Source organism: Treponema sp. J25, assembly GCF_004343725.1.
Taxonomy (GTDB): Bacteria; Spirochaetota; Spirochaetia; order Treponematales; family Breznakiellaceae; genus J25.
This window is the reverse complement of sequence record NZ_PTQW01000033.1, coordinates 32,793-46,817: the sequence shown is the minus strand read 5'-3', so window position 1 is coordinate 46,817 and position 14,025 is coordinate 32,793. Positions and strand designations below refer to the sequence as shown.

General features: G+C 48.8%; 11 protein-coding genes and 1 tRNA gene. 9 read left to right on the top strand and 3 right to left on the bottom strand.

Translation table 11 applies throughout. From position 1 onward, the window contains the following. The first annotated feature begins 90 nt into the window (after window positions 1–90). The 7 genes from C5O22_RS10350 (at window position 91) to C5O22_RS10320 (ending at window position 7,596) form a co-directional block, all read left to right on the top strand. The gene (locus tag C5O22_RS10350; RefSeq protein ID WP_132781551.1) at window positions 91–2,496 is read left to right on the top strand and encodes a chemotaxis protein CheA; all 2,406 of its coding nucleotides are present in this window, start codon (window positions 91–93) and stop codon (window positions 2,494–2,496) included. A 13-nt stretch (window positions 2,497–2,509) separates the two neighbouring features. Then, window positions 2,510–3,862, top strand: a complete 1,353-nt coding sequence (locus C5O22_RS10345) for a chemotaxis protein CheW (RefSeq protein WP_132781550.1) — start codon at window positions 2,510–2,512, stop codon at window positions 3,860–3,862. Window positions 3,863–3,904: 42 nt separating this feature from the next. Next, a complete protein-coding gene (locus C5O22_RS10340) occupies window positions 3,905–4,369 on the top strand; it encodes a chemotaxis protein CheX (RefSeq protein WP_132781548.1) in 465 nt (154 codons plus the stop codon). A gap of 14 nt (window positions 4,370–4,383) precedes the next feature. Then, a complete protein-coding gene (locus tag C5O22_RS10335; RefSeq protein ID WP_132781547.1) occupies window positions 4,384–4,824 on the top strand; it encodes a response regulator in 441 nt (146 codons plus the stop codon). 138 nt (window positions 4,825–4,962) lie between these two features. Continuing rightward, a tRNA-Val gene (locus C5O22_RS10330) sits at window positions 4,963–5,036 on the top strand. 143 nt (window positions 5,037–5,179) lie between these two features. Next, a complete protein-coding gene (zwf, locus tag C5O22_RS10325) occupies window positions 5,180–6,655 on the top strand; it encodes a glucose-6-phosphate dehydrogenase (RefSeq protein WP_132781545.1) in 1,476 nt (491 codons plus the stop codon). Then, window positions 6,652–7,596, top strand: coding sequence for an OpcA/G6PD domain-containing protein (locus tag C5O22_RS10320; protein ID WP_132781544.1), 945 nt, complete (start codon window positions 6,652–6,654; stop codon window positions 7,594–7,596). The genes zwf and C5O22_RS10320 overlap by 4 nt, the downstream gene beginning before the upstream one ends. Here C5O22_RS10320 and C5O22_RS10315 read toward each other — a convergent pair. Continuing rightward, window positions 7,550–7,813, bottom strand: a complete 264-nt coding sequence (locus tag C5O22_RS10315) for a hypothetical protein (RefSeq protein ID WP_132781542.1) — start codon at window positions 7,811–7,813, stop codon at window positions 7,550–7,552. The two genes, C5O22_RS10320 and C5O22_RS10315, sit on opposite strands and share 47 nt — an antisense overlap. 236 nt (window positions 7,814–8,049) lie before the next feature. Here C5O22_RS10315 and C5O22_RS10310 point away from each other — a divergent pair, with 236 nt between their 5' ends. Then, window positions 8,050–9,108: a 2-hydroxyacid dehydrogenase gene (locus C5O22_RS10310; RefSeq protein WP_132781541.1), complete on the top strand. Its 1,059-nt coding sequence runs from the start codon at window positions 8,050–8,052 to the stop codon at window positions 9,106–9,108. A gap of 366 nt (window positions 9,109–9,474) precedes the next feature. Continuing rightward, the gene (locus tag C5O22_RS10305; RefSeq protein WP_132781539.1) at window positions 9,475–10,209 is read left to right on the top strand and encodes a hypothetical protein; all 735 of its coding nucleotides are present in this window, start codon (window positions 9,475–9,477) and stop codon (window positions 10,207–10,209) included. A gap of 373 nt (window positions 10,210–10,582) precedes the next feature. Here C5O22_RS10305 and efp read toward each other — a convergent pair whose 3' ends face one another. Both efp and C5O22_RS10295 read right to left on the bottom strand, forming a co-directional pair. Further along, complete coding sequence (gene efp / locus C5O22_RS10300) at window positions 10,583–11,146, bottom strand: elongation factor P (protein ID WP_132781537.1); 564 nt, start codon at window positions 11,144–11,146, stop codon at window positions 10,583–10,585. 159 nt (window positions 11,147–11,305) lie between these two features. Beyond that, a complete protein-coding gene (locus tag C5O22_RS10295; RefSeq protein ID WP_132781535.1) occupies window positions 11,306–13,960 on the bottom strand; it encodes a hypothetical protein in 2,655 nt (884 codons plus the stop codon). Window positions 13,961–14,025 lie beyond the last annotated feature (65 nt).

The window sequence follows — 14,025 nt, the reverse complement described above, 5'->3', positions numbered from 1 at the left end:
AACTCCTTTCTTAATTTTAGCATGTTTATGTCACAGAAACAACAAAAAGCCTTGACGTAAGTTCATTTGTGTATAAAGATTATCATCGTCATGAGTGACTATTTAGATCCAAATAACGAGGAACTTCTGAAGGACTTCTTTAGTGAAGCCCAAATGCAGGTGGAAACACTGGAACAGAATATTCTGGTGTTAGAGCAAGAAGGGGCAAATCGAGATGCGGTAGATGAGATTTTCCGGGCTGCCCATACTCTGAAGGGCGGGGCTGCTACGGTGGAAATGCAAGAACTGGCCCATTTTACCCATCTTGTAGAAGATGTCCTTGATGCAATTCGATCGGGGAATATTACGGTCGATGAATCGGTCATCGATATACTGCTCCAGGCTATCGATATCATCAAGGCCATGCTCAATGCCCGGATGCAGGGGGAAGTCTATCGTGAAGATATCTCAGGGATAGAAGGTCGTCTTACCGCCCTTTTACCTGCCGAGGGGACAAAGAGGTCTTCTCCCAAGAAGGCCGCCGCATCCGTTCCGCCCAAGGAAGAGGCAAGGCCCAAGGTTGCCACCGCTTCTGTTTCCGAGTACGAAATCCTCGAAATGAAGCAACACGCGGCGGAGGGGCAGGGGATCTACAAGGTCACGGTGACATTTAACGAAGATAACGTCATGAACACGGTGGGGGGAATCCAGGTTTTTGCGGCCCTTAAGAACAAGGGAACGATTCTGAAAACCAACCCCGATTTTGAGCAACTCTACGAAGATAATTTTTTCCCGGTGGTGGAATACTACCTTGCGACCCATCACTCGGCGGAGGAGATTAAACGGGTCGTTCAAATTCCGGACGTTACCATCACTGCTACGGTGGAAGAATTAACAAAAGAAGTATCCGTACCGGGAAAAGCCGCTGTTCCGACGACAGCTTCGATTCCTAGTGGAGATGCGGAAAAGCCACCGCGGACCGATACGCAAAGAGAACCTCTTCCAACAACCAGTAAGAAAGACATAGCCCCTTCTCCTTCCCAGGTGCTTGAAACGGCAAAGCTTGAATCAAAAGAAAGCCAGAATGGCGATCAAGCTGAGGAGGGCGAAAAGAAGAATCTGAAAGACATGGGGTCAATTCTGCGGGTCGATTCCCGTCGGATCGATAACCTGCTGAACCTGGTTTCTGAAACGGTAATCACCAAGGCGACCTTCAATCAGATATCGAACCAGTTTGGGGAACTCATGACCCAACTGCAGGGTATAGAAACGATATATCGGGAAAAAATCAAGGATCTCTTCGATACTCTTCCGGAATATCTGGATGCTATCCAGAAGGGTCGGACCGTAAAGGAAATCCGCAAAGAAATCCTGGAGAAATATGGAGATCTCTTTACCCTCTTTGATCCCATCGAGGTGAACCTGAAGGCCCATGTTAACAAATTCCGCTCGACCGCCCAAAACCTGGGGCGAATTTCGGGAGAACTTCAGGAAGGGGTGATGCGGATCCGCATGGTCCCCATCAGCCAGATTTTTAATCGTTTCCCCCGGCTGGTCCGGGACCTTTCCAAGAGCCTTAATAAAAAGGTGAACCTTGTTATAGAGGGGGAAGAAACCGAACTGGATAAGTCGGTAATCGAAGATCTCTTAGATCCCATCATGCACTCGGTCCGTAACTCCATTGATCATGGTATAGAATCTCCCGAGGATCGTCGTGCGGCGGGCAAGAATGAAACCGGCACGGTACTCCTTAAGGCAAGTAACGAAGGGAACATGATCATCATTGAAATCGCCGACGATGGAAAGGGAATCGATGTAGAAGCGGTTCGGGCAAAGGCGATAGAGCGGGGCCTTATCCATCCCAACAAGATCCTTACCGATGTGGAAGCCTTTAATCTTATTTTTGAGCCCGGTTTTTCTACGGCAAAGCAAATTACCAATATTTCAGGCCGTGGTGTGGGCCTCGATGTGGTGCGGCGTCAGATCGAAAAACTGAATGGAACGGTAACGGTCCATTCAGAACGGGGACGGGGAACCCGCTTTATCATCAAACTTCCCCTTACGCTGGCCATTATTCAGGGGCTCCTTGTTCGGGTGGGAAAGGAAATCTACTCTATTCCTATTACCTCGGTTATCGAAAGCCACCGGATAAAGCCATCGGACATTCGCATGATAGACAACTACGAAGTATTCAATGTACGTAACGATGTCATTTCCCTGCTTCGGCTAAATCGACTGTTTGGTATTAAAACCGATGAACAGCGGGACTATTACTTTGTGGTTATCGTGGGGACGGCGGAAAAAAAGATGGGCCTTATGGTAGATAGCCTTATTGGGGAAGAAGATGTGGTCATTAAACCCCTGCGGGATCAATTTACCGCCTCGCCAGGTATTGCCGGCGCCTCTATCTTAGGGGATGGGTCGGTATCTCTCATCATCGATGTAAGCCAGCTGCTCGAGTTAGGGTTACGAAAAGAACGGGAAGAACGGCAACGCCGGGAAGCCATACTGCGCTAGAGGGAGGCGCTCCATGAGTGGACAGGAACTGCAGGTACAGGAAAATAAAAATGGGGGAGAAGTAAAACAAGAGCGGATCCTCAAGATAGATTTTAAAATGGTTACCTTTTCTCTGGCAGGAAAAGACTATGGTATTGACATCATGAATGTCAAGGAAATCGCCAAGGCTAATCGGTTTACCTATGTTCCCAATACGGCCGCCTTTGTGCGAGGGGTGTATAATCTCCGAGGCGAGATAATCCCGGTCATTGATTTTCGTATCTTCTTTCATCTGCCGGCAGAACAAAAAGATGAAAATGCGATGGAGAATCTCCTTATTGTGCGAAAGGATGAACAAATCTACGGCATTATTGTGGATTCCATCGACAAAGTCGTAGGGGTCTCCTCTGAACAAATTCAGCCTCCTCACCCAATATTTGGGGATATCAACATTCGGTATATAAAAGGCGTGGTGGAACATCAAGGACGCCTGTATATTATCCTTGATGTAAATCGGATTTTTTCTCAGGAAGAAGAACGAAAGCGAACCAGTATTGAAGCAGAGGGGCTCCCCCTCTATACTCCACCGGCAATGGAAGGAACTACGCCCGCCCGAGGCGAGGGTCGGGAAGGTCCGAATCAGTCCGTTCCGCTAGAGGTCAATTTCATTAAGGAAACCCTCTTTGCGTTGAAACATTTTGCCACCACAGCGATGAACGAAAAGTGGGTTCTGGCCCGCTATGAAGAATGGAAAAAGGAACGGCAGACCAGCGATGCGGTGCAATTAAAGGATCTGGATGATGCGGAGGCCTTTTTAAAGCCCTTCTATTCACCCTATACGGATCAGTTCTGGGGCGATGACTATGCGGCGGCGGTGCGCAGCCTGTTACCGGATATGCCCGGTAAAACCATCACCGTCTGGAATCCCGGGTGTGGAAAGGGCTTTGAAACCTTCTCGTTTGCCTGTATACTGCGGGAACGCTACCCCGAACATCGGATAAAAATCTGGGCAAGCGATAGTGACCTGTTGGCTATTTCTTCGGCCCCGACTATGGCCTTTGAATACGAGGTGTTTCCGGAGTATTGTCGACCCTTCCTGGTGAAAGGGAAGTATGGCTATGGCTTTAACCAGGTCATTAAAGACGCAATCCTTTTTGAGTACCATGATATTCGTAACAATAATCCCTATGTGGACCTGGATATTATTGTGGCCCGGGATATCCTTTCGTTTATGAGCCCTGAGGAACAAAGTAAGATTCTCTCCGATTTTGATGAAAAATTAAAGGCCAGTGGCCTTTTATTAATAGGGAGTCATGAGGAATTGCCGGCTGAAGAATGGCAATTCATTGGTAAAGCGCCGGTTGCCTTATATAGTAAGGCAAAATGATATATACTATGAGATGAGAAATCCGGTAGAAGGAGTAAATCCATGAGAGTGGAATACATTAACCCCTTTGTAGAAGCGGCATTTAATGTGCTTAAAGAAGTGTTGCAGGCCGATATTCGTCGGGGAGAGCTATATTTAAAGTCGACGACCATGCCGGTCCTCGGTGTGGCAGCCCTGGTAGGTCTTGCAGGAGATGTGGAAGGTCGGGTCATGTTCGATATGTCAAAAACCACCGCCCTGGCTGTGGCTTCCGCCATGAATGGGGAACAGCTTTCAAATTTTGACGAACTGGTAAAAGCAACAATTACGGAACTGGCAAACATGATTACCGCCCAGGCGGTAACAAAACTGCATGATCTTGGTTTTCGATTTGATCTTACTCCGCCGGCTCTTTTTACGGGAGATAACATGGAGGTTTCGGATCATGAGGTAGAAGCCCTGATCGTCCCCATGGAAACTCCCCAGGGGAAGATCGAGATCAATGTGGCTATCCGGGAACGGGTATAAGTGAGGTGAGTGCCATGAAAACCAAACAGGATTTCCCTTCGATAAACGAACGGGAACCGGAAGGATTAAAGCCTGATGGGACTCCCTATCGAGTATTGGTGGTGGATGACTCCATGTTCGTGGCAAAACAAATCAATCAGATCCTTACCTCAGAAGGATATGAGGTGGTTGCCACGGCAGGAGATGGAGAAGAGGCGGTAGAAAAATATAAGGAACTCTTTCCTAATATAGACCTCGTTACGATGGATATTACTATGCCCAAAATGGACGGTATTACCGCCCTGGAACATATCATGAATTTTGACAAAAATGCCAAGGTCATCATGATTAGCGCCCTGGGAAAACAGGATCTGGTAAAGAAGTCGCTTCTGTTAGGGGCAAAGAATTACATTGTAAAACCCCTGGACCGTAAAAAGGTTTTGGAACGGGTTGCCCAGGTGCTTAAAAAAGAATAGAAGGTCCTATATGTGTATCGGGGGCCTCCTTTGGAGAAGGGGTGTTATTCTGGGCGCGTTAAAAGGGCAGGGATAGCCCCTGGTAGAATACCTTCTATTGACAAAGCGGGGCTCCTCTGGTATAAGAAGTATCGATGTGGGCGGTTAGCTCAGTTGGTTAGAGCACCAGTATGACACGCTGGGGGTCACAAGTTCGACTCTTGTATCGCCCAGAGGGCTCCCGAAAGGGAGCCTTTTTCATTTTCAACTAACCGGTTCTCACGATGGAAGGTAGTTCCTGTAAGCAGCTTTTATCGAGCGCCATTTTATGAGGCTGCCACTAGTCACTATATACGAATTTATGTATATTTAATCCATGAATGAAAATCCTTTTGCTGAAGGCCTAGTAATTCCCCGCCGTCCTGTGTCTTTTAGCCTTGTGGTTTTTGGAGCATCGGGGGATTTGGCCTCCCGAAAGTTATACCCCGCTCTTTTCTCGTTATATTCCCAGGGATTTTTTGAAGAATGGCACCTCATTGGCTTTGGGCGGCGCCCCTGGTCGGACGAGGCTTTTCGGCAGGAAGTGCAAAAGGCCATACAAGGTATCCCTGCCAGCACTCAGGAATACGAAGGTTTTGTAAGCCATGCCCGGTATGTGCAGGGCGATCTGGATGAAAGTTCCTTTTTAAAACTTAAAAATGTTCTGAGGCCCGAATGGGATGTGCTGTACTACTGTGCGGTGCCTCCGCAACAGTATGAACCCATTACGGAGTTACTTGGCCGAACTGGCTTAAGTCGCCGTCCGGGCACCCATGCCCGGATTGTGGTGGAAAAACCCTTTGGGCGCAGTGGAAGTGAAGCGGATCGTCTGAACCGCCATATTGCCCAGTATTTTGATGAAACAGAGATTTTTCGCATCGACCATTATCTGGGAAAAGAAACGGTTCAGAACATCGCTACCTTTCGCTTGGGGAATACCATCTTTGAACCCCTGTGGAACCATCACTATATTCATCATGTGGAAATTACAGTGGCGGAGACCGTAGGTGTAGAACGGCGGGCGGCCTATTATGAACAATCGGGGGCCCTCAGGGATATGGTGCAGAATCATCTGTTGCAACTCCTGGCCCTTGTGGCGATGGAAGTCCCTACCTCTTTTACCTCCGATTCGGTGCGGGACGAGAAAGTTAAGGTGCTGCGTTCCCTCCGGCCTATCGATCGGCGGACCGTCCAGGAACGAACCTTACGGGCCCAGTATGGATCGGGCTATATCGATGGGGAACCGGTTCCTGCCTATCGGGAAGAACCAGGGGTGGCGCCCGACAGTACCACCGAAACCTTTGCGGCCCTTACCGCCTACGTGGACACCTGGCGATGGGCCTCGGTTCCCTTTTTGTTACGGACGGGTAAACGCCTTTCCCGACGGCTTTCGGAAATCGCCGTATATTTTAAGGCCCCGCCGGTGGCGTTGTTTCCCTTTCGAAGTGAATGGGGGAATCTTCTGGTGTTCCGGATTCAGCCCGATGAGGGACTTACCCTGTATGTTCATACCAAGGTACCGGGGCTTCAGGATAGGGTCCGACGGGTTTCTATGGACTTCTTATATGGCAGTGGCTTTAGTCAGCCCTCTCCTGATGCCTATGAACGGTTGATTCTGGATGCCCTTTTGGGGGACACCACCCTCTTTACTCGACGGGACGAAGTGGAGGCCTCCTGGGCCTTTATCGATCCTATCGTAAAATTATGGGAAGAGAATCGGGTTCCCCTCTATACCTATGAAGCGGGGAGCGCCGGTCCCGCAGAAATTACTCAGATGAGTCAGACTATTGGAAGTCGCTGGAGACCCCTATGATACCCTTGAAGTCCTCGCTGATCGAAAAAGAATTGTACCGAAAGGTAGAAGAAGCCACCGGCTCAAATGCCCGGGCTATGAGTGCCACCATCGTGGGACTTTCTTCCTTCCAGGATGCCTCCGTACTGGATGGGCATATCAACACCCTTTTGGGACGCCGTCCTGTTCGGGTGGTGCACCTGCGGGGCAATAGTCCGGGAGAAAACCGCTACTGGATAGAAGCCCGTTGTTCCCTGGATCGTCATAATCGGGGGGTGTGCCTTGAAGATATCTACATCGAAACCCCGGACGATCACGCCTACTATGGTCGGGTGTGGGGGGGCCTTACCATACGGGAACTGCCGGTCCTTTTGTATTGGCGCCTTCCTACTTCTCTTCTGGCGTCCTGTCAATACGATTGTATTCAGCGATCCGATGTGATTGTCTTCGAAAGTGCAGAGGATATTCAAAAACTGGGAATGAAGGGGGCCGATTACCTCAGCCACCTGCGAACCCTTATCACCGCGGGGTACCCCCTGGTGGACCTGACCTGGGAACTCCTCTGGCCCCATCGTTTTGCCCTGTCCCGGCTTTTTATGACCCCCTATCATGAGCAGCTTGCCCATATTCGGCGTATCACGGTGCACAGTAAAAGCGAATGGCAGGGGGCCCTCTTTGCCCGCTGGTGTAAGGAGCGCCTTTCCTCATATGAGGAAAGTGAAACGGTGAAGGTAATTCTCTCACCGACTGAAGGCCCCTTTACGGCTACCTTTGAGTTTGCCGGCGAACAGTACAGTTCCCTGCGGCTTGAAACGCCTGGCCAGGGGATCCTGAGGTATCCTGATGGTTCCATCCAGCGTCTGGTTATTCCTCCCTTTTCGGTGGGCCATGTGTTAGAGCGCCTCGTGGATAGTCCTACCCCTGATCCTCTGTATGCTTCTTTGATCGCTGAAAACCTGTAAAGAGGATGGGGAAAGCCCTTTTCCGTATCCTCTTTTGTATTCTCTTCCTTTGCTGCGCTTCCCGTTGCCATCGCTGGACGGTTCTCTGGTTAAGACCCCGCGCTTCGCAAAACTCCCGCAGGCTTTTCCCGCTGGTCCCTAATTCGGCGAGGAGGGCCCGCCGCTCACCCTCGGTGTATCGCTTCATGCTCGTATCCTCCGCCACCGAGCTTACCACACCTCCTTATCTTGTACAGATGCGCTCATGGCAGCGGGTACTGTTTTCCGGTGCCCCTCAGGGATTCTCCCCTTGACATGCCCTATTTAAATCGATATTTTATTATTGAATAATAGATGACTAAAAAAGTCGTCTATTGCACAGATGAAAGGACCGACTGTTAAGGTGAAGGGGGCCTGGGGCCCCTGCATCTCTCAGGGCAGGTTCCAGATTGTCGAGCGAGGAGGAGGTTTAGCATGAAAGACAAACGACTGATACGGGTTGCGTTTTTTGACACCAAACCGTACGACGAAGAATATTTTGAAGCCCATAGGGCTGAGTATCCTATCGATATCAAATACTTTCCGATGAAGCTGGGGCCCGATACGGCCGCCCTAACGGCAGGCTATGATGCGGTGTGCGCCTTTGTGAATGACGAAATCGACAAAACCACCGCGGAGATCCTGACAAAAGAAGGAATTGAGCTTATCGCCCTGCGTTGCGCGGGCTACAACAATGTGGATCTCCAGGCGGTGTGGGGAAAAATCCATGTGGTCCGGGTCCCCGCCTATTCTCCCCACGCGGTGGCAGAACATACGGTGGCCCTCTTGTTAACCTTGAACCGGAAGATCCATAAGGCCTATATCCGTACCCGGGAGGGGAACTTTAGCCTCACCGGTCTTGTCGGCTTTGACCTGTATGGCAAGACCGCCGGTATCGTTGGTACGGGCCAGATTGGTCGGATTACCGCCGAGATTCTCCGGGGTTTTGGGATGGAGGTACTTGCTACCGATCCCTATCCTCAGGAAGCCTGGGCTCAAGAACGGGGTATTCGGTATGTAGGCCGGGATGAACTTTTTGAACGGGCTGATGTCATTAGCCTTCACTGTCCCCTTACGCCGGAAAACCGGCATCTTATCAATGCCGAGGCTATTAGGAGGATGAAGCGGGGCGTTATCATCCTGAACACCGGTCGGGGGGCCCTGATTGATAGCCGGGCCCTTATTGAAGGGCTTAAGACGAATACCATCGGTGGGGCGGCCCTGGATGTGTACGAAGAGGAGGATAAATACTTTTTCGAGGACCACTCGGATCGGGTAATCCAGGATGATGTGCTGGCCCGGCTCTTAACCTTTCCCAACGTGCTTATCACGGGGCACCAGGCCTTTCTTACCCGAGAAGCCCTGGAGGCTATAGCCCGGACCACCCTGAGCAATATCCAGCTGTATTTTGAAAAGGGGGAACTCCCCAATGAAATATGCTACCAGTGCACGAAAAACGCCTGTCCCCGCAAAGAACGGGGCCGCTGCTTTTAAAAGAAACACCCCCCGGCTACGCCAAAAAACACAATAGGCCCTTCATTCGGGCCCTAGCGCCCCCTCAATGGGGCACCCCTTGGGGCCACCGCCCTGGAACAAGGTCGGGCACGCCGGGAGCGAAATCCTTGGGGACGCCGCCCTGGAACAAAGGGGGCGCCCGCGGTGGTCCCAGAAAAAAGCCTCCGCCATACGAGGGGCCTTTCATTTTTTTGGTCTTACCCTTGTCAAAAAGGGTATCTCCCCCTTATAGTGATGATACAGAAAGCGGGTTTCGCCCCGCGATAGTATAACCATAAGGAGGAAAAACAGATATGAAACGTTCTTTCTTTCTTTCTTTCTTTCTTTCCTATAGTTCTTAGCCTGTTGGTTGCCTCATGTGACACGGGGCTCCAGGGGGGAAGTTCCGGTGTTCCTACCGTTACCACATCCCAGCTTCTGGGAACCTGGAAAACCACCCGAACCTATTCGGGTGGGTATACAACTGTCTTCCAGATTACCTTTTACGCCGATGGCACCTGGCTTGAGTTAAGAGATAGTTATGATAGTTCCAGTGGCAGTCATGGCTACTCCGCGTATAAGGGCACCTATTCCCTTGATACCTCGGGGATGCTGACCCGGGTTGAAAAACAGTCTGCCTCCTTGAATCAATTTGCCCTTACGGGAACGGAAACGTGGTGGGATACCCCTGCTAATTATATAGAAAAAGCTCCCATTCTTATTATCGGAAATCAATTGTATATACAAACGTTTATGGTTGCCGAAGGTACACCCTCGGGCATTGTAGGCACCTGGAGTGTAACCTATGTTTATCCCAAGTATGATAATAGTACCACTGGAACCTATACGCCCACGTATTATAAGTACGTGTACATTTTCTCGGCTACTGGAGCCTTTTCCGTAAAAATCTACGAAAGTACCACGGGCGTTTTTGGGCTCCCCTCTCAAGAAGGAGCCGCTACCTACATCTACAGTAACGGCACTCTTACTATGACAATGGGCTCTCAATCGTATTCAGCTAAGGTTACCATTTACAATGGCAACATCCTTATTTTTGGGGACGAAACAAGTCCGAGTGCCTACGCCTATACAAAACAGTAGCAAGCGGCTCGGGCCCTGGCGCCCCTTTTGGAGGACCGCCCTAAAACAAGGGCAGGCACGCCGGTGGCGAAATCCCTGGGGACGCCGCCCTGGAACAAAAGGGGCGCCCTCGGGACCCTGTCGGCGGCGAAATCCTTTGGGGCCTTCCCCGCTCACGCCCGGTGTTTGTAACAGCCCGCTGCGGTCGGGACCCCTGCTGCCGAAGAGGGGCCAGCTCGGGGCCGGAAAGCCGTGGTCGGAACCTGCGCTCCCCCGGGCGGCCCCGGGGCGAGGGGCAGGGGCCCCTCCGTGGGGTCCCAGAAAAAAGCCCCTCACGACGAGGGGCTTTTCATTTTTTTAGCGATGTGCCTTGGTGGGCGCCTTCGGCGCTCCCTTAGTCGTTTACCCGCTCCACGTATTCGTTGGTTTCGGTATTCACCAGGATCTTTTCGCCCTGCTTAATAAAGAGGGGGACCCGGACGGTCAGGCCCGTCTCGGTAACGACCGGTTTCGTGGCCCCCGAGACGGTGTCCCCTTTCACGTAGTTTTCGCTTTCTACCACGGTAAACACAATCTTGTAGGGAATCTTGATGTCGATCACCTGTCCTTCCCAGAGGAGCAGATCGTAGGTTTCTCCCTCTTTAAGGTAGTATTTTTTGTCTTCCATCCCCGCGATGGGAACTTCGAATTGATCGTAGGTGTTGTTGTCCATGAAGTGATAGTATTCCCCATCGGCATATTGATACTGGCAGGAATGAATGTCCACCTGGGCGTCCTCTACTTCCGCCTGGGTGGGGATGGTCTGGGTAAGGACGCTCCCATCCTTAAGGCTCTTCATTTTTACCCGGGCAAAGGCGCCGCCTTTCCCAGGATTTACAAATTCTCGTTCTACAACGATATAAGGTACTCCTTTTTGTAGGAGACAGGTTCCTTTGGCGATATCTCCGCCTCGAATCATAACTATCCTCTCTTATCGTGCTGGATTGGTCGGGGGTAGTCGTGGCTTTCTTCCCCGGAAGTTCCGTACCGGAAATCAATGGAAATATTATACTCACAATCGTTTTTTTAGTCTAGGAATCAGCGAACAGTTGAAAATAAAACCGGTATATGTCTTTCTTTAACAAAGCTTTCGTTCCTTTGCCGCTTCCATAAGACGGCTGTTCCAGTAGGATTGGTAGAGATAGGATTCTCGCATAGTGTAATCGTCTATCCGACTTGCTCGGGTTTGGAGTCGCTTAAAGGCTTTGCTCAGGGCAGTGTCAAAATCGAGGAGATTGGGAGAACTATCTTTGAGTAATTCGATATATAGCGAAAGGTTTATCATCTCAAAGGGACCGTCGAATTCGGAGGCGCAGGAGGCAAGGAGTTCTTCCATCTGGCTGACAGCAGTTTTTATATCCAGTTGGTGGGTTTTATATGAGGCAAGGATAGTATAGCCAGTGGTCAGTTTTGCCATCATATGTTGCCGAGGGGCTAAGAGAACTTCTACATGGGCAAAGCTTTGTTCTCTATCAGGTTGTTCGGTATATAAAAAGTTTTCTTTTTGAAAAGCCCCCTCAAGAATTTCCGTCGCAGCCTGTACTTCCTCATAGAGGCCCTTAAAGAAGGCCGCTTCTATCTGGAAAAATCCCTTTTCGTTCTTTTGTATCTGTCCAATGCTTGTTTGATTATGGAGGTAGGTTTTAGTCCGATACATCCACAATTCGGCCCCTTCGCTTTCTTCAATTTGAGAAAAGGTATGGTAGGCCTGGCGATACTTCCCTGTCTCAAAGTAAATTCGTCCCTCTAAAAAAATACAGGTCTTAAGCCATTCGGAAAGATGGGCCTCTTCGGCAAGCATCTTACTTTGAGTAAGGTAGTACAGGGCCCGGGAATAGTTGCCATACAGAAAGGAGATCACCGCCGCATAAAAAAAGGTACGGAACCGTTCTGGCACCAGGGAGGAATTTTTTGCAGTTTCGATAGAAAACGAAATATATTCCAGGGCTTCCTGGACATGCTCGTGTTGCAGTTCTACCAGGGCAAAGACGCGGTATATTCGGGAAAGCAAAAAGTCGGGGAGGCGTCGCTGGCCTTCCAAAAGGGCGTGTTTTATGTGGAGCAGGGCCTCTTCTTTTTTATAGAAGGCCAGTTCTAAAAGGGCCCGATTTGTATATGCAAAGGACTCGTACCACGGTGAAGGATATTGATCGGGAAGAGGGTAGGCAAGAGCACTTTTTATGCTGTGCTCATTCCCTGAAAATAGGTGGGTGCTGGTGGTAATAATGTATTCTAAAGCGTACCGATCCTTTTCAGGAAGAAGATCATCGATATGGCCCTCTTGTTTAAGGAAAGAAAGTTCCTCTTCTATTTCATCGTACAGATCCTGAATGATAGCCTGGATTAAAAGGTCCTGGGATATAGGAATTTGAAAATGAATAAGCTTTCTGAGGAGCGTTCCCGACGCGAGGATCTGACCGGATTTGATGTGGTTTCTCAGGATTGTAATAAGCGAGGCCTGTAGCGTGACTTGTTCTTTTTCCAGGTGTTTTAGAATAAAGGGTATAAGAAGTTCTTCGGGAGCGTAGGGAACTTCTTTTGAAAACAGAAAACCCTCTTGAACTAACTGGGAAAGGGTGTTTTCTATCGTTTGCTCAGATAAAATAGTTGTCTTTCGTATAATGGCCTGACACATAGGGGGAGGGAAAAAATCTTTTAAAACGTATACTAAATACCAATACATCACTATATCAGAAGAAGAGAGAATGGTTCTGTCTTTTTCTATCCATATGTTTTTTTGAATCGTTATACCCTGAGGATTAAGGGGCTGCAAAAAAAGAAGGTTATGCTTTGTGGTACTGGTCCCAATGATGTGAACCCGTGGGTGGTGCTGGAGTTTTTCAATCAAAGAAACCAGGAACGGAAAAATTTGGGGACTTGCGAGATGGATATTCTCTAAGAAGAGATAGAGTTCTTCCTGTTTGATCTCGATTGTTTCAGTAAGTCTTTGAAATACCTGATAAAATAATTCTGTGCTACGTTCTAAGAGGGCTTTAGAAACAAAAGAACGATACAATTGGGGCATGAGGTAGGAGAGCTTCTTTTTTTCTTCTTCTTGAAGATACTGCTCCAGACTTAAATAGAGTCTTCCTATTCCACCACTGGTAATACCAAAGGGAACCCGAATACAGTGGGCAGAGTTTTCTTTTTGTTTTTGTATAAATGTAGAAACAAGATAGGATAAAAAAATCGAATTCTGGTTAATAAAGATCGTACACTTTTCCGGTTTCTGGAAAAATTTCTGGAACGATTCTTCTTCTGCGGGGAGTAAAGAAATAATATTCTTTTCTATCTGTTTTTTTCGTTCCTTAAGAAAAAAGAATTTCCCCTCATACTCATTTTCTTCAATTTCAAAGAAATAGGAAAGGTGTTCTTTAATTTCTGTGTTACACCAGATGCTGCCCTGATAGGGATAGGAATGGATAAGCTTACTTAACAGAGCATTATTGTCAACGATGCTTTCCTGGGAACTCAAAATAAGGGTGTACCCAAAGTGTTGATTTTTGTAGGAATCAAGAAGGATTTTGAGCTGTTCGATGCATGTGGTAAGTTCAAGGTATACTCCAAACTGGGTATCATCTATGTGGCTGCAGAAAAATTTCCCTTCCCTGCCAACAACCCCTTTCCCTTGTTGCGTAAATCCTTTGAGAAGGCCATAGACTTCCTGGACCATGGTTGGCTTTATGCGAAAAAGCTGGGAGTAATACCGGAAGGAGAAGAACATTTCTAACATAGTAATATCATTTTCGTACTTTTTAGGATAAATGTTGAGTATTGCATAAAAATACGATAATGCTG

Bases quoted from the DNA above. Each gene is read 5' to 3' on its own strand.
- C5O22_RS10310 (WP_132781541.1), top strand. From the start codon at position 8,050: ATGAAAGACAAACGACTGATACGGGTTGCGTTTTTTGACACCAAACCG.
- zwf (WP_132781545.1), top strand. From the start codon at position 5,180: ATGAATGAAAATCCTTTTGCTGAAGGCCTAGTAATTCCCCGCCGTCCT.
- efp (WP_132781537.1), bottom strand. From the start codon at position 11,146: ATGATTCGAGGCGGAGATATCGCCAAAGGAACCTGTCTCCTACAAAAA.
- C5O22_RS10340 (WP_132781548.1), top strand. From the start codon at position 3,905: ATGAGAGTGGAATACATTAACCCCTTTGTAGAAGCGGCATTTAATGTG.
- C5O22_RS10295 (WP_132781535.1), bottom strand. From the start codon at position 13,960: ATGTTAGAAATGTTCTTCTCCTTCCGGTATTACTCCCAGCTTTTTCGC.
- C5O22_RS10335 (WP_132781547.1), top strand. From the start codon at position 4,384: ATGAAAACCAAACAGGATTTCCCTTCGATAAACGAACGGGAACCGGAA.
- C5O22_RS10350 (WP_132781551.1), top strand. From the start codon at position 91: ATGAGTGACTATTTAGATCCAAATAACGAGGAACTTCTGAAGGACTTC.
- C5O22_RS10345 (WP_132781550.1), top strand. From the start codon at position 2,510: ATGAGTGGACAGGAACTGCAGGTACAGGAAAATAAAAATGGGGGAGAA.
- C5O22_RS10320 (WP_132781544.1), top strand. From the start codon at position 6,652: ATGATACCCTTGAAGTCCTCGCTGATCGAAAAAGAATTGTACCGAAAG.